The sequence below is a fragment of the Bradyrhizobium sp. 1(2017) genome (genome assembly GCF_011602485.2).
GTDB lineage: Bacteria > Pseudomonadota > Alphaproteobacteria > Rhizobiales > Xanthobacteraceae > Bradyrhizobium.
Window position 1 is genome coordinate 4,918,399 of the sequence record NZ_CP050022.2, and the last position, 15,517, is coordinate 4,933,915.

A 15,517-nucleotide genomic window follows, 5' to 3' on the forward strand; every position below is an offset into this window, starting at 1 on the left:
AAATGACATGGCTGGGCCGCTCGAGGGTTTGAAGGTTCTCGACATCGCGACGATCATCGCCGCGCCGTTCGCCGCGACGCTGCTGACCGACTACGGCGCGGACGTGCTCAAGATCGAGATGCCCGGGCATGGCGATGGTGTGCGATCGTTTCCGCCGCTCAAGGACGGCAAGCCGCTGTGGTGGAAGGCCGCCAATCGCAACAAGAAGCTCGCTACGCTCGATCTCCGCACGCCGGAAGGGCTTGCGCTGTTCAAGCGGCTGCTTCCCCGCTTCGACGTGCTGATCGAGAATTTCCGTCCGGGAACGCTCGATCGCTGGGGCCTGTCCAGGGAGGTGCTGTGGTCGATCCAGCCGCGCCTCGTCATCCTGCGCGCCACCGCCTTCGGGCAGAATGGGCCCTACCGCGAACGACCCGGCTTTGCCCGTATCTTCGAAGCCATGGGCGGGCTCACCTACATTACCGGCGAGAGCGAAGGCGAACCGACACATCCAGGATATCCAATCGGGGATTCGATCGGCGGCCTGTTTGGCGCGGTCGGCGTTCTCGCGGCCCTGTGGAAGCGGGCCCGCGATCCCAATGCGCCAGGCAAGGAGATCGATCTGGCGCTGACCGAATCCGTCTTCCGGCTGCTCGACGTTCTCGCCATCGAGCACGACCAGCTCGGCACCGTTCGCGGCCGCATCGGCAACGCCAACGGCTATTCGGCCCCGGCCGCCGTGTTTCGCACCAGCGACGATCATTGGGTGACGCTCGCAGGCTCGACCAACGCACTGTTTGCAGCAAACTGCCGGGCGATCGATCGCTCCGACCTCATCGATGATCCGCGCTTCGCCACGAATGACAAGCGTGTCAAGCACGCCGCAGGGCTCAACGACATCTTCGCGGCCTGGTGCGCAGCACACCCACTCGACGAGGTTCTAGCGACGTTCAGTGCGGCGCAAGGAACGCTGGCGCCGATCTATTCGATCAACCAGATCGCCAACGACCCGCAGGTGCGAGCGCGCGAGGTCATCACACGCGTCCCCGACGGGGATTTTGGCACCGTTGCCATGACCAACGCCGTTCCACGCTTCACCGTGGACCCGGCGCGATTGAGGCACGCCGCCGGCGACATCGGCCAGGACAACCGCGAGGTCTATCGCGACTGGCTCGGCCTGTCCGACCAGGAGATCGAACAGCTCACCCAACGAAAGGTGATCTGACCTTCAGAGACCAAAACAACAAAATGGGAGGAAAACAGTGACGTTGTTCAAGGTCACACGCCGGACACTGCTGGGCACATTCGCAGGCGGCCTCGCCGTCAGCTCAGGCTTGACGGCACGCGCCGAGGACGCCTGGCCTTCGCGGATGGTGCGGCTGGTCTCCCCTTACGGGCCCGGCGGCTCCAACGACATTTCGCTCCGTCTGCTTGCCGAAGAGTTCGGCCGCAGCCTGCGTCAGCAGTTCATCGTCGAGAACAAGCCGGGCGCCGGCACCCGCATTGCCAACGACATGGTCGCGCATGCACCGGGCGATGGTTATACCTTCCTCTATGTCGCCGCGCCCTACGCTACCGCCGAAGCGCTGTTCGGCAAGCTGACCTATGACCGCAAGGCCCTGCAGCCGGTCGCCATGGCGGTGGTTGCGCCGCTCTTCCTGATCATCAGCGCGGACGCGCCGTTCAAGACATTGCCCGCGTTGATCGCCTACGGAAAATCGAAGCCCGACGGCCTCACCTTCGCCTCCCCTGGCGCGGGCTCGCAGCCGCATCTTGCCGGCGAGCTCCTATTCCGGGACGCCGGCGTCAAGGGCCTCAACATCCCGTTCCGCGGCGATGCCGCCTCCTACACCGAGCTGCTCGCCGGCCGCGTCGATGCCACGCTGACGGCGCTGCCGACCGCGCTGCCCTACATCCAGAGCGGCAAGTTCATCGTGCTCGGCGTCGCCTCGCCAGAGCGCAGCCCGCTCTACCCGCAGGCGCCGACCTTGCGCGAACAAGGCTTTCCCAATGTCGCCGCGGCCGGCTGGTACGGCTTCATGGCTCCTGCGACGACGCCACGCATGATCGTCGACAAGCTCCAGGCCGAGATTTTGCGCGCGCTCGCCGAGCCCGCAATCAAGGACAAGCTGACTGCGCAAGGGCTCGAGGTGCGCGCGGGCACCGCCGTGGAGTTCGCCCAGTTCGTCGACAACGAGACGCAGAAATGGACCCGGCTGATCCGCGACGCCGGGCTCAAGGGCGAGTAACGGGGGAGATCGGGTATGAAACACGTCCTTGTCAAACGCACCGCGATTTCTACGCTCTTTCTCACGCTCTCGATCGTGGGCGCGCAGGCGCAGAAAAAATACGATGCCGGTGCGTCCGACACCGTGATCAAGGTCGGCCAGACCATTCCGCTGAGCGGTCCTGCCTCGGCCTACGCCGTGATCGGCAAGACCCAGGCCGCCTACATGAAGATGATCAACGACCAGGGCGGCGTAAACGGCCGCAAGGTCGAACTGATTCAGTATGACGATGCCTATTCGCCGCCGAAGACGGTGGAACAGGTTCGCAAGCTGGTGGAAAGCGACGAGGTGCTGCTGACGTTCCAGATCATCGGCACCGCGCCGAACGTCGCCGTGCAGAAATACCTCAACGCAAAGAAGATCCCGCAGCTCTTCGCGGCCACCGGCGCCGCACGCTTCACCGATCCGAAGAATTTTCCCTGGACCATGGGCTTCAATCCCTCCTACCTCGTCGAGGGCCGGATCTATGCGCAGTACCTCCTGAAGCACCATCCGAACGCAAGGATCGGCGTGCTCTTCCAGAATGACGACCTCGGCAAGGACTATCTCGCCGGCCTCAAGGCCGGTCTCGGCGACAAGGCGAAGATGATCGTGGCCGAGACCTCTTATGAGATCACCGAGCCGACCATCGACTCGCAGATCCTGCGGCTGAAGGACGCCGGCGCCGATGTGCTGTTCAGCGCCACGACGCCGAAACAGGCGGCGCAGGCGATCAAGAAGGTCGCCGAGATCGGCTGGAAACCGCTGCACATCATCGACATCAACGCTTCCTCGGTCAGCGCCGTCCTGAAGCCGGCAGGCCTCGACAACGCCAAGGGCGTCGTCAGCGTCGGCTATGTCAAGGATGCCGCCGATCCCGAATGGAAGGACGATGCCGGCATGAAGCGCTATCTCGCCTTCATGGCGAAGTACTATCCGGAGGGCGACAGGGATTCGAACCTGAACGTCTACGGCTACATCACCGCGCAGCTCCTGGTGCAGGTGCTCAAGCAGTGCGGCGACGACCTCACCCGCGAGAGCGTGATGCGGCAAGCCGCCAGCCTGAAGAACGTCGAACTCGACCTGACGCTGCCGGGGATCTCGGTCGCCACCACGCCGACAGACTACCGCGTCAACAAGCAGTTCCAGATGGTGCAGTTCGACGGCCAGCGCTGGCAGAAGCTCGGGGACATCATCACGGACGAAGCGAAAGAGTGAGCGAGACATCGTCCCAGGCGGCCGTCAATGCCCTCCGGCGCGGCGGCCGCCGCTGCGGATGTATTCATCCGCTTCCTCGACATGATGCTGATATTCGGAGATCGCGCGATTGGCCATGCGGATGCGGTTGGCGTGCCCCTCCTCGACCATCATGGTGATGCGCTGCGCCAGGAACACGCAGGCCTCGAATTCGTCCCGGATGGCGCCGGTCCGCGACAGAAAATCCCAGGCGATCTCGTAGGCCTGCTCGGCGGCCGGATGACGATAGTCGCTGAAGATAATATGCGTCATCACTGCCAAAGCCGCAGGGCAGCGATCGTTCCTATTCGTTGAACGCAACGCCCGGCTGAAAGCAGGCAACGCCACCGGCCGCCTTGGCCGGTGGCTCGATTTCGGCGAGAAACGCAGGAAGAATCAGGCTATCTGAGGCTGATGCGTCGGTCAGAACGTGCGCAAATGGCCGTCCGTCATTCCGGGATGACACGAAGCATCGATCCCGGAATGATCGGTTTGCCTCATCGCTTCAGCCCGCTCACATACGCCGCCAGCTTGTCCAGCGTCTGATAGCCGTATTCGACGGCGCCGAAGCCGATCATGCCATCGCGCTGCTCGGTGCTGGACGCCAGCTGGCGCATCATCAGCACGGTCTTGCCGTTGCTCTGCTCTGCAAAGGTGACGGTGAAACGGAACATGCCGGGATCGTCGTCCTGGTCGAGGCCGTGATCCATCTCCATCAGGTGCGGCCGCTCGATGCGGCGGAAGCGCATGCGGTTGGGATAGACCGTGCCGTCGGGGCCGATCATGTTGAAGCGCCAGACCCCGCCGACCCGCACGTCGATTTCGAAGGTCTCGACCTTGAATCCCTTCGGCCCGAACCATTGCGGCAGATGCTTCGGATCGGACCAGGCCTCGAACACCAGATCGCGCGGCGCGTCGATCACGCGCGACATCACGATCTCCCGGTCGAGCGACCATTGCGACAAGGCTGGATTGGCAGAATTCGTCATCACTCAGAACCTTTCCGTTTGGTTGTTCGGGACGGCCGCTTGGTGGCCGCCCTCTCTTTCTTGAGCTGCATCACGTAGGCTTCGAACCGGTCGAGCCGTGCCTCCCAGATCGCACGCTGCTGCTGGAACCACTCTTCCGCACCGAGCAGCGCATCCGGGCTGAGGCGGCAGGTGCGCACGCGGCCGGACTTCTCCGACAGCACGAGCCCGCTCGTCTCCAGCACATGGATGTGTTTCATGAAGCTCGGCAGCGCCATGTCGAAGGGATCGGCGAGTTCGCCGACCGATGCCTCGCCCGCGCAGAGCCGCATCACGATCGCCCGCCGCGTGGGATCGGCGAGCGCGGAGAAGATCTGGTCGAGCCGGGAGAATTGGTTAGCCATGAAGCTAACTATACGGCGTCGCCATTCGCTGTCAATGATTGTTAGCTACATGGCTAAGTTATTTCTTCCAAGCTATTTCTCGCGGACGGCGCGGCGGAGCTGCAACGCAATCGTGAATTGGGACGCGCGCCCGTTCACGTTAAGAAGGGCTCGGGGGCGCATCGCATCTTGCGTCAGAGCCGTGTCGTCTGTTGCCACCTCATCGCACCTCACGCGGCGGGCGCTCGCCCGCGCAGCGCTCGTTCCACTCGCCCTCGCCTGGCCTCGCCGCGCCCTGGCGGATTCCGACATGATTGCGCAGATGCGCGACATCGTCGCGAGCCATCTGGCGCAGACCGTGACGGCGGACCATGCGGGCGGTCTCGCCGCCGCGCTGTATGCCGGCCGCCATGTCGAGTTCTTCACCTACGGTTCTGCCGACGATACCGCAAGACGGAAGGTGACGCCGGACACGCTGTTCAATCTCGCCTCCTTGCGAAAGCCGTTCGAGGCGACGCTTGTGGCGCTCGGCACGCTGCGCGGCGAGCTGCGGCTCGACGATCGCCTGACAAAATACCTTCCCGAGCTGGGCGGCGACTACATCCGCCAGGTGACCGTTGGCCAGTTGGTCACGCACACCTCGGGGCTGTTGCTGCCGACCGACCATCCGCCCTGGCCGGACGCGCAGTTTACCCGCGGCCAGTTCGTCGCCATGCTGAATGCCTTTGCGCCTGCCCCCGGCGTCGCGCCCGGCCGGCAGCGCATCTATACCCATGCCGGCTACGTGCTGCTTCAGCTCGTGCTCGAGCGCCGCTACGGCATGCCGATCGCGCCCTTGTTCGAGCAGCGCATCCTCAAGCCGCTGGGCATGAGCGCGACCTGCGTCCCCGAACGCGGCGAAGACAATCGCGCCGTCATGGACGAAGCCTGGATGCGGCGCGCGGCCCAGGGCTATTCAGATCAAGGCATGGCGATCGGGCCGGTCGGCAACCAGCAGAGCTATTTCGATTTTCCCGGGACCGGCCAGATGTTTTCGTCCGCGCGCGATCTTGCGACCTTCGTCGCCGCCTGCGTCGACGGCCGCTCGATCGACCCACATCTGCGCGATGCGCTGCGGATGACGCAGCGCCAAGCTTTCCGTGTCGACGAGAAATTCGGACAAGGCATGGCCTGGGAGAGCGTGCATCTTCCCGGCGTCACCGTCGTGGACAAGCCGGGCGGCCTCAACAACGCCTCCGGCTATATCGGCCTCGTGCCGGCGCAGCGGCTCGGCATCGTCCTGCTCGCCAATCGCGGCGAATATCCGCACGAGATTGCGCGCTACAGGATCCTGCCGGAACTGGCGCGGCTCGTCGCCTCACATTGAGGTGCCGCGCTCAAACCGAGCGCGTCAGTCCGCCATCGACGCGGATGTTCTGGCCGGTGATGTAGGCCGCGCCGTCGGACGCGAGGAACGAGACCGTCGCGGCGACCTCCTCGACCTTGCCGTAGCGCTTCATCGGCACGCTGTCGCGGCGCGCATCCAGCTGCGGCAGGCTGTCGATCCAGCCCGGCAGCACGTTGTTCATGCGAACATTGTCGGCGGCATAGGTATCGGTGAAGATCTTCGTAAAGGCGGCAAGGCCCGCGCGGAACACCGCCGAGGTCGGGAACATCGCGCTGGGCTCGAACGCCCAGGCGGTCGAGATGTTGATGATGGCACCGCGCTTCTGCGCCTGCATCACCGGTGTGACCAGCCTGGTCGGACGGATCACGTTGAGCAGATACGTGTCGAGGCCGGCATGCCACTGCTCGTCGGTGATCTCGGTGATCGGCGCGCGCGGCCCGTGGCCGGCGCTGTTGACGAGCACGTCGATGCGTCCCCATTTGGCCAGCGCGCCGTCGACGAGACGCTTCAGATCGTCATTGGACTTGTTCGAGCCGGTGACGCCGAAGCCGCCGAGCTCGGCCGCCAGCGCCTCACCCTTGCCGGAGGACGACAGGATCGCGACGCGAAAGCCGTCCGCCGCGAGCCGCCGCGCGGCCCCTGCCCCCATGCCGCTGCCGCCCGCGGTGACGAGTGCAACCTTCTCCGCCATGACCGATCATCCTCTGATATCGTTGAGACGAGCCGCAGGCCCGGCCTATCATGAGGCCTTCTACCGCCAGACCGGCTGGCAGGTCCACAGTCGAGAACATTCGTCATGAGCAATCTGCAGATCCGCAATTTGCGTCCCGAGGAGATTGCCCTCGCCATCGACTGGGCCGCAGCGGAAGGCTGGAATCCGGGCCTTGCCGACGCCGCCTGCTTCGCGCTCCCTGATCCGCAAGGCTTCTTCGTCGGCGAGATCGACGGCGCGCCGGTCGCGACCGTCTCCTGCGTCAATTACGACGACCGCTTCGCCTTCCTCGGCTTCTACATCGTGCGCGCAGGTTTTCGCGGCAAAGGCCATGGCCTGCGCATCTGGAACGCGGCGATCACGCATGCGGGCGCGCGCGTGATCGGGCTCGATGGCGTGGTCGCGCAGCAGGACAATTACAAAAAATCCGGCTTCCGGCTTGCTTACGCCAATATCCGCTACGGTGGCATCGTGGCCGCACCACCGAAACCGCCCGCCGAAATCGTCGCCCTCGACAAGATCCCGTTCGCAACCGTTGAAGCCGATGACGCAACCGTCTTTCCTGCCGCGCGCGGCACCTTCCTGCGCGCCTGGATCAACACGTCGGGCCATGTCGGCCGCGCGCTGCTGCGTGATGGCAGGCTCACCGCATGGGGCGTGATCCGGCCGTGCCGGACCGGCCGCAAAATCGGCCCGCTCGTCGCCGACGATCGTGCGGCGGCGATGGCGGTCGTGCAGGCTTTGCTGGCGCACGCGGACGGCGGCGAGGTCTTCCTCGACGTCCCCGCCGTCAATGCCGAGGCCGTCGCGCTCGCGGGCGAGCTCGGATTCAAGCCGGTGTTCGAGACGGCGCGGATGTACACCGGCCCCGTCCCGCCGCTGCGCGTCGACCGCGTCTTCGGCGTGACCAGCTTCGAGCTCGGATAGCTCAGTAGCAGCGCGTGATGTTGACGGTGTGCTCGGCGCCGCCCCGGCCGGGCACCGTCACCTGCTCGGTTGGGCAACTCGGCACGTAGGGCCGGTCGGACGGCACGACGTTCGGCGGGAAGCGATGCGTCCAATCCCAGGGCACGTCGTACGTATAGGTGTAGCGCACGTCGCCGGAGAACGAGTGATTGGTCTCGCCGAAAGGCTGGCTGTAGGTCGCACCGTCATTGAAGAACGCACCGCCGCCGGGCCAGTAGACAAAGGGACTGCTGCGCCGGTGGAATCGGGCGCCGGGCCCGAACGGCGCGCGCGCCATTGCACCTGCAGGGCCCGCGGCCGCGCCGTGCGGCGCGCCGCCGCCAGGCCTGGCAAAACTCTCGCTGGGGCCGAGGAGCAGCGCGGCCGCGCCAAGGGAGGCAAATAGCGCCCCGTATGATCTGGACATCATGATACGCACCAACTCGTTTGGCTTCGCGAAAACGGCTCCCCATCGCACGCTAGGCCGGGCTGTCGCCCGCCCGCAAACGTATAATTAATTGTTGGTTAAGGCACGCGATTAACGGGGAACCTGCCGCGGCAGAACGCGCGCCCTTGTCCCATCCGGCCCATTCGTTCCGCGGCCGGGGCTTCATAACTGGTTGATCGGAGTTGATCGCGCCCGGCCAATCCGTCCGGAACGCTGCCGCAGCGCAACCGTTGGCCCCCGACACAAGCAAGGAGCATCTCCAATGCAGAACAAATCCAAACTCCTCTGCCTGATCACGGCATCGCTCATTGCGGGCACCGCGGCCGCCTCCGCGCAGGGCTACGACTGGAACGGTCCGCGCGTGGGCTGGGATCGCACCGCGCCCGCCTATGAGCCGGTTCAGCCGCACGCGTACTATCCCGACGTCGCGGGACCCTATGGCGCGTACAACGGCACCAACCATCCGACCCCGAGCTCGACACAGGGCGATGTCGGCCCGGACGGCAACAACAACGGAACGCTGACCGGCGGCTATCGCTGGTAAGGCTGCGCAACGTGAGGTCCACCGTCGCAAAGGACGGTGGGCCTTCGTGTGTCAGCGGCCATGCTGCTTGCACGACCACGCGGCTCTGCCAAGACAGTACCGGCGCAGGCGCTTACGCGAGCAACGCGGGTGCCGAGCGCGCCGGATTAGCCGGCCCGTCCGCAATCCCTCCCACAATCCCTTGCGTCCGGCGGCACGACACACCCAAATCCGGGGTCAACGGGTCGGCACCAAAATAATTCTCTTTATTCGAATTCGGATTTTTGTTAGGTCTTCCTCACTCCGGCCCAAGGAAGAGGGGCGTATCGCGATCGTCTCGAACGCGGACCGGGCGGCGGTGGACGTGGGTGACGTCGGCGCGAAGCGCTTCGCAGGGCGGGAAACCGTGAGCGATAGCGGCGCGCCAATGACAGGCGTGATCCGCGTACGGCCAAATCGTGTCGTCCTGGCGCCCGGGGTCTGTGCGCCAAGTCTTGCGGTGAGGTCGCGGCCCGACCGGGTTCGCGGCATCAGCCATCCGCAGGGCGACGGGGGCAATAGTGCATCGCTCCCCGGGGAGAGCACAACATAAGCCGTTCCAACCACCGCGCAGGGAAGGCCGGGATGTCCTGGTTGCCCTGTTCTCCGCGATGCATGAAGCACACGCAGTCTGCATCTGGCATGGCGGTCCATGGGAGCCAACCGGCTCCCGGTCTTCCCTGCGCCCTCTTTCAATCGAGGGCAAGGCGACGAAGCAAAGCTCGGGCGAGATCCGCCGCGAGGTTGAGCAGCCATGCTTATCGTTGAACAACAATCTCGTGCCCCGGACGCTGCGCAGCACGAAGTGATGCGCTGCAGAGCCGGGGCCCATGCATCAGCGAGTGCGCGGCTTCCTGGGTCCTGGCTCTGCGCCGCAACGCTTGCGCGCCGCGTCGCGTCCGGGACACGAGCGGAGACGATGTCGTCACCTCACACTCCGTCATTGCGAGGAGCTCGCGACAAAATTGCGAAGCAATTTTGCGCTGATGCGACGAAGCAATCCAGACTGCCTCCGTCGCGGGATTCTGGATTGCTTCCGCCTTCGCCCAGGCTTCGCGGACAAGTCGCTGCGCTCCCCTCCCCAGCCCCTTCAGCACCAACGAGGCCTGTAACAAAACCGTCATACAGCGTAACTAAACGAAGCTGGAGCCGCGTCCGCGGCGATTTGCCTCACCGCAGGAGAGATTTCGATGCGCCGTTCACTGGTGTTGATGTCCGCCGGACTGACGGTCCTGTCCACCGGACTTGCCTCCGCCCAGAACAACACGCCCCGCAACTTGATCCTGTTCATTCCGGACGGCCTTCGCGCGCTGAAGGTCACGCCGGAAACGGCGCCGGCGATGGCCGCGGTCCGCGACAAGGGCGTCAACTTCAAGAATTCGCATTCGCTCTTCCCGACCTTCACCATGGCCAACGGCTCGGCGATGTCGACCGGCCACTATCTCGGCGACACCGGCGTGTTCTCCAACACGATCTGGACCAACTACACCTCGGTGCCCGCCGGCGGCACGGTGGTCCCCTTCATCGAGAACGATGCCGTGCTCGGCGACATCGACGAGCATTTCAAGGGCGACTATCTCAACGAAGAGACCATTCTGAAGATGGCCCGCGACAAGGGCCTGAGCACCGCAGCGATCGGCAAGGTCGGCCCGACCTATCAGTTCGACCACACCGACAAGCCCGAAAAGCCCGGCCTGCATTCGATCGTGTTCGACGATTCCACCGGCGGCAAGAACGGCGTCGGACTCTCGGACGAGGTGAAGGACGCTTTGACGAAAGCCGGCCTGCCCGCCGCGACGCCGCCGCGCGGCGACAATTCCAAGGCAGGCGATGCCAAGACGCCCGGGACCACGGTCGCCAACGTCGCGCAGCAGGCCTATTTCGCCGACGTCGCCACCAAGGTCGTGCTGCCGATGTTCAAGGCACGCAACAAGCCGTTCGTGCTGGTGTTCTGGTCGCGCGATCCCGACGGCAGCCAGCACAACACCGGCGACAGCCTCAACCAGATCATGCCGGGCATCAACGGCCCGACCTCGATGGCCGGCATCAAGAATGCCGACACCAACCTTGCCCAGCTTCGCAAGGCGCTCGACGAGCTCGGACTCGCCGCCTCGACCAACATCATCGTCTCCGCCGACCACGGCTTCTCGACCATCTCCAAGGAAAGCAAGACCAGCCCCTCCGCCAAGGTCAGCTATGACGACACGCCCAAGGATTTCCTGCCGATGGGATTTCTGGCGATCGACCTTGCGAAAGCGCTCGACCTGCCGCTGTTCGACCCGAACGACAAGAATGCGAAGGTCGAAGGCAACAAGCATCCCAAGGCCGGCAACGGCGTGCTCGGCAAGGATCCCGCCAAGCCCGATCTCGTCGTCGCCACCAATGGTGGCTCGGACCTGATCTATCTGCCGAACAAGGACAAGAAGCTGGCAGCGAAGACGATCAAGGCGCTGCTTGATCAGGACTACGTCTCCGGCCTGTTCATCGAGGATTCGCTCGGCCGCTTCCCCGGCACGCTGCCGCTGTCGAGCATCAATCTGCGCGGCAAGGCGGCGACGCCGACACCCTCGATCGTCGTCAACTTCCGCTCCTATGCCAGCGATTGCGGCGAGGCGCCGACCAACTGCTCGGTCCAGGTCGCCGACACCGTGCTGCGCCAGGGCCAGGGCATGCATGGCAGCTTCAGCCGCGGCGACACCATGAACTTCATGGCCGCGATCGGCCCGGACTTCAAAGCCGGCTTCGTCGACGAGCTGCCGGTCAGCAATGCCGACGTCGGCATGACGGCCGCCCAGCTGATGGGCCTGCGCGGCGCGCACAATGGCGGCCTGGTCGGCCGCGTGATGTCGGAGGCTCTGCCCAACGGCATCGTGCCGAAGGCCTATGCCGGCACGCTGAAGTCGAAGCCCGCCGAGGGCGGCCTGATGACCGTGCTGAACTTCCAGCGCGTCGGCAGCCAGCGCTATTTCGATGCTGCCGGTTTTCCGGGCCGCACGCTCGGGCTCGAACCCGACGCCGTGAAACAAAAAACGGCGGGGAAATAACCCCGCCGCTGTGGATCGTTCTCACCAGAGGCGAGAAGTTACATCCCAATGTCGAACACGTTCGGCAATTGGCCCGCCAGAGGCAGCGCGGTGGCGCCGAGGAAGGTCGCCACCATCGCCATCAGGCGACGGTTGTTGTGGCGCTTGCCGCGCATCTGGCCGGCGATCCACTCCAGCATCTCGCTGTTCACCTTGGACGCATAGGACGGCGCCCAGCTCTCGATCTCGGTGTCGGCCGACAGCGCGACGCTGCGCGGCGGCACCTTCAGGCCCGAGGCGCTCGCGGCATAATGGGCGACCGCCTTGGCCAGCAGGTCGTCGAACCGGCCATTGTCGCTGCGTTCGGTCGCGGCCTCGTTGATCTCGAACAGCACTTCGGCCTCGGCGCGGCTGACGGGCTGATCGTTGACGGCAGTGGCGGTGAGGATGCGCGAGCACCAGGCGGTGTCATCGGCATCGAGCGAACGGGAAAAATGCACCCTTCCCTTGGTGGTCGGGCCTTCGCCCGTGATCACGCCATCGCGCACGATGGAGAGGGCATGCGCCGCGGTATCGCGGCAGGACGGTTCGAGGGACGAGGAGTCGATAGGCTTAGGCGCGGCGGCAGACATAGTTCACTTCCAGATTTCTTCTGATCGGCCAGCATTTTCATGCCGGCGTAAAGGGGTGGTTAATGATTCGATACGGGGATCGCGACTTTTCTAGATGGTTGCCAATTGGTCGCTGTCAGCACCGTTTCGGTTCTAGGATGCGACGGGCGGGCGTGATGGAAGTCATAAAAGGCTTTATCGGGGCGAGCGAGACCGTGTGACCCCGGGTGGAGATGTTTCGCCGCAGGTGCCGCTGTAACAAAAAGTTGCTAGGAGATCGGCCCTTCAAGGAAGGAATTCACATTTTACTTGAGCCGTTTCAGTCGCCGTTCACTTGACCTCGCCAAGCGCCTATACTGAAGCTGACGGTTTGAGATGAATTCCTTCGTAAATTCAACGTGATGAGGTAGAACCATGACACTTCCGATCGGCACCACTGCCCCCGACTTCGAAGCCGAGACCACCGAAGGGAAGATCAAGTTCCACGACTGGATCGGCAACAGCTGGGCCCTGCTGTTCTCACACCCCAAGGACTTCACGCCGGTCTGCACGACCGAGCTTGGTGCTCTCGCCAAGTTGAAGCCAGAGTTCGACAAGCGCGGCGTCAAGCTGATGGGCCTGTCGGTCGATCCGGTCGACCGCCATTCGAAATGGTCCGAGGACATCAAGGAGACGCAAGGCGCGGCTCCGAACTATCCGATGATCGGTGACACCGATTTCAACGTCTCGAAGCTCTACGAGATGCTGCCGGCCTCAACCTCGGGCGATCCCCTCACCCGCACACCGGCCGACAACCAGACCGTCCGCAACGTCTTCATCATCGGGCCGGACAAGAAGATCAAGCTCGTGCTGGTCTATCCGATGACGACGGGCCGGAACTTCCAGGAGATCCTGCGCGTCATCGACTCGCTCCAGCTCACCGCCAAGCATCGCGTCGCAACGCCTGCGGACTGGTCGCAGGGCGAGGACGTCATCATCGCGGGCTCGGTCTCCAACGACGAGGCCAAGACGATCTACCCGCAGGGCTGGAAAGAGCCCAAGCCCTACATCCGCATCGTGCCGCAGCCGAAGTGACTTTTGGCGGCCGCAAAAAGTCATCCCGGGGCGATGCGAAGCATCGAACCCGGGATCTCGAGATTCCGGGCTCGGTCCCACGGACCGCCCCGGAATGACGGGGTACTACGCCGCGTGGACGCGGTCGAGGAAGCCGTCGACCTCGGCTTTCAGATGCAGGCTCTCGCCCGACAGCGCCTGGGCGGAAGCGAACATCCGGCTCGAGGTCTCGCCGGTCTCGCTGGCGCCCTTGGCGGCGTGACGGACGTTGACTGCGACATCGGCCGTGCCCGACACCGCGGCGCGAACGCTGGCCACGATATTGTGGGTCGCGCTTTTCTGCTGCTCGACCGCAGCCGAGATCGAGCCTGCGATGCCGCTGATGCGCTCGATGGTCTGGCTGATCGCCTTGATGGCGGCGATCGATTCCTCGGTCGCAAGCTGCATGCTCTCGATCTGGTTCGAGATCTCGTCGGTCGCCTTCGCCGTCTGGCCGGCGAGCGTCTTGACCTCCTGGGCCACCACGGCGAAGCCACGCCCGGCATCGCCCGCGCGCGCGGCCTCGATGGTGGCGTTCAGCGCCAACAAATTGGTCTGCTCCGCGATCGAGGTGATCAGCTTGACGACGTCGCCGATGCGCGCGCCGGCTTCCGAGAGCTGCGCAATGCGCTGATCGGTCGCCTCGGCCTGCCGGACCGCCTCGGCCGAGATCTCGTTCGATTCCTGCACCCGGCGGGTGATCTCGGAGATCGACTGGGACAGCTCGTCGGAGGCCGACGCAGCCGAGCGCACGTGCTCGGAGGCATTTTCGGAGGCTCCGGCCGACTGCGCCGACAGATCGGCCGTGGAGCGTGCGACGTCGGTGAGCTGCCGCGCCACGCGCTCGAACTCGCCGGACGACGTCAGCACCTTGTCGAGAATGCCGCCGACGCTACCGCGGAACTCCTCGACGAAGCTGCGCAGCTCCGCCTTGCGCTGCTCGGCCGCGGCCGTCGTTGCCGCCGCCTGTTCGCTGCGCATGCGCGCCCGCTCCTGCGAGTTGCTCTTGAACACCGCGACCGTGCGGGCGATCTCGCCGATCTCGTCGGCGCGGTCCTCGCAGTCGATCGCAACGTCGCTTTGGCCGTTGGCAAGCGCCGTGAGCGATTGCGTGACCGAGCTGAGCGGCCGGGTGATACGACGGACGACCAGCAGGGTCAGGACCAGAACCAGAAGCGCGGCGAGCCCGGCGGCAACCGCCATGCTCTCGATGGCGTGGGCCAGCATGCTCTCGAACTGCGCCATGGGGATGCCGACATAGAGGATGCCGGCGACCTTGCCGGCCGCGTCCACGATCGGGAAATAGGCGGTCATGAAGGTCTTGCCGAACAGCGTGGCCGGCCCCTTATAGGCCTCGCCACGACGCAGCGGCGCCTGCCCCGGATGATCGGCCGCCAGCTGGGTGCCGACGGCGCGATCGCCATTTTCCTTTTTCACGTTGGTCGAGCGGCGCACGAACTGTCCGCTCGCATCGTCGAACACGAACAGGGTCGCATTGCCACCGACATAGGACACCGCGCGATCGACGATGGCGTGATCCTTCAGGTCGGGCATCCTGGGAATCTCGGCGCGCTGCACGGCGCCGTCCCGCATCGTGATCTTGACGTCCGGAACGGTCTCGGCAAAGGCCAGCGCCAGCGTGCGCAGATTGACCTCGATGTCGCGGAGCGCGCGATCATTGAAGGCGGCCGTCAGCGACCAATAGCCGGCGCCGACCACCAGCGCCGTATTCACGGCGATCAGCAGCACGGCGCACAAGACGGCTTTGGTGCCCAGCTTGAGTCGCGGCAGAAACTTCCCAGCTAAGACCTTGGACATGAATGGAACATCCCCCGTAATTCCTGCATAATCATGCAATCGGCTTACGGCCGCATTAACGACCGTTCGCATCGCCGCACCCGGCA

General features: G+C 64.7%; 15 protein-coding genes. 8 read left to right on the forward strand and 7 right to left on the reverse strand.

From position 1 onward, the window contains the following. Window positions 1-7: 7 nt before the first annotated feature. Genes HAP40_RS23330 through HAP40_RS23340 form a run of 3 tightly spaced genes read left to right on the forward strand, consistent with a single transcriptional unit; the run spans window position 8 to window position 3,464 of the window. Window positions 8-1,204 (forward strand): CaiB/BaiF CoA transferase family protein, encoded by a 1,197-nt coding sequence (locus HAP40_RS23330; RefSeq protein WP_166815517.1) that lies wholly within the window; start codon window positions 8-10, stop codon window positions 1,202-1,204. 37 nt (window positions 1,205-1,241) lie between these two features. Beyond that, window positions 1,242-2,228 (forward strand): Bug family tripartite tricarboxylate transporter substrate binding protein, encoded by a 987-nt coding sequence (locus tag HAP40_RS23335; RefSeq protein WP_166815516.1) that lies wholly within the window; start codon window positions 1,242-1,244, stop codon window positions 2,226-2,228. 15 nt (window positions 2,229-2,243) lie between these two features. Beyond that, the gene (locus HAP40_RS23340; protein ID WP_166815515.1) at window positions 2,244-3,464 is read left to right on the forward strand and encodes an ABC transporter substrate-binding protein; all 1,221 of its coding nucleotides are present in this window, start codon (window positions 2,244-2,246) and stop codon (window positions 3,462-3,464) included. 24 nt (window positions 3,465-3,488) lie between these two features. Here the strand turns inward: HAP40_RS23340 and HAP40_RS23345 are convergent, their stop codons facing one another. The 3 genes from HAP40_RS23345 to HAP40_RS23355 all read right to left on the reverse strand — a co-directional run bounded on the left by HAP40_RS23345 (window position 3,489) and on the right by HAP40_RS23355 (window position 4,854). Continuing rightward, a complete protein-coding gene (locus tag HAP40_RS23345; protein WP_166815514.1) occupies window positions 3,489-3,755 on the reverse strand; it encodes a hypothetical protein in 267 nt (88 codons plus the stop codon). Between the two features lie 224 nt (window positions 3,756-3,979). Next, complete coding sequence (locus HAP40_RS23350) at window positions 3,980-4,471, reverse strand: SRPBCC family protein (protein ID WP_166815513.1); 492 nt, start codon at window positions 4,469-4,471, stop codon at window positions 3,980-3,982. Further along, window positions 4,471-4,854, reverse strand: coding sequence for an ArsR/SmtB family transcription factor (locus HAP40_RS23355; RefSeq protein ID WP_166815512.1), 384 nt, complete (start codon window positions 4,852-4,854; stop codon window positions 4,471-4,473). Before HAP40_RS23355 ends, HAP40_RS23350 begins: the two co-directional genes overlap by 1 nt. A 289-nt stretch (window positions 4,855-5,143) precedes the next feature. On the opposite strand from HAP40_RS23355, the gene HAP40_RS23360 reads away from it, so the two are divergent. Then, complete coding sequence (locus HAP40_RS23360; protein ID WP_166815511.1) at window positions 5,144-6,199, forward strand: serine hydrolase; 1,056 nt, start codon at window positions 5,144-5,146, stop codon at window positions 6,197-6,199. Between the two features lie 10 nt (window positions 6,200-6,209). Here HAP40_RS23360 and HAP40_RS23365 read toward each other — a convergent pair whose 3' ends face one another. Next, window positions 6,210-6,911 carry an SDR family oxidoreductase gene (locus HAP40_RS23365; protein WP_166815510.1) on the reverse strand — a complete coding sequence of 234 codons (702 nt, stop codon included), beginning with the start codon at window positions 6,909-6,911 and terminating at the stop codon, window positions 6,210-6,212. 105 nt (window positions 6,912-7,016) lie between these two features. Here HAP40_RS23365 and HAP40_RS23370 point away from each other — a divergent pair, with 105 nt between their 5' ends. After that, window positions 7,017-7,859 (forward strand): GNAT family N-acetyltransferase, encoded by an 843-nt coding sequence (locus HAP40_RS23370; RefSeq protein ID WP_166815509.1) that lies wholly within the window; start codon window positions 7,017-7,019, stop codon window positions 7,857-7,859. A gap of 1 nt (window position 7,860) precedes the next feature. Here the strand turns inward: HAP40_RS23370 and HAP40_RS23375 are convergent, their stop codons facing one another. After that, window positions 7,861-8,307, reverse strand: a complete 447-nt coding sequence (locus HAP40_RS23375) for a hypothetical protein (RefSeq protein WP_166815508.1) — start codon at window positions 8,305-8,307, stop codon at window positions 7,861-7,863. Between the two features lie 280 nt (window positions 8,308-8,587). On the opposite strand from HAP40_RS23375, the gene HAP40_RS23380 reads away from it, so the two are divergent. Together HAP40_RS23380 and HAP40_RS23385 are read left to right on the forward strand one after the other, a co-directional pair. Beyond that, window positions 8,588-8,869 carry a hypothetical protein gene (locus HAP40_RS23380; RefSeq protein WP_166815507.1) on the forward strand — a complete coding sequence of 94 codons (282 nt, stop codon included), beginning with the start codon at window positions 8,588-8,590 and terminating at the stop codon, window positions 8,867-8,869. 1,208 nt (window positions 8,870-10,077) lie between these two features. Next, entirely contained in the window at window positions 10,078-11,931 is a 1,854-nt protein-coding gene (locus HAP40_RS23385; RefSeq protein WP_166815506.1) for an alkaline phosphatase family protein, read from the forward strand. Between the two features lie 38 nt (window positions 11,932-11,969). On the opposite strand, the gene HAP40_RS23390 is transcribed toward HAP40_RS23385, so the two are convergent. Beyond that, on the reverse strand, window positions 11,970-12,542 hold the full coding sequence (locus HAP40_RS23390) for a hypothetical protein (RefSeq protein ID WP_166815505.1): 573 nt from the start codon (window positions 12,540-12,542) through the stop codon (window positions 11,970-11,972). Between the two features lie 393 nt (window positions 12,543-12,935). Between HAP40_RS23390 and HAP40_RS23395 the strand changes: the two genes are divergently transcribed. Beyond that, window positions 12,936-13,595 (forward strand): peroxiredoxin, encoded by a 660-nt coding sequence (locus HAP40_RS23395; RefSeq protein ID WP_129272345.1) that lies wholly within the window; start codon window positions 12,936-12,938, stop codon window positions 13,593-13,595. A 105-nt stretch (window positions 13,596-13,700) separates the two neighbouring features. On the opposite strand, the gene HAP40_RS23400 is transcribed toward HAP40_RS23395, so the two are convergent. Continuing rightward, the gene (locus HAP40_RS23400) at window positions 13,701-15,431 is read right to left on the reverse strand and encodes a methyl-accepting chemotaxis protein (protein WP_166815504.1); all 1,731 of its coding nucleotides are present in this window, start codon (window positions 15,429-15,431) and stop codon (window positions 13,701-13,703) included. Window positions 15,432-15,517 lie beyond the last annotated feature (86 nt).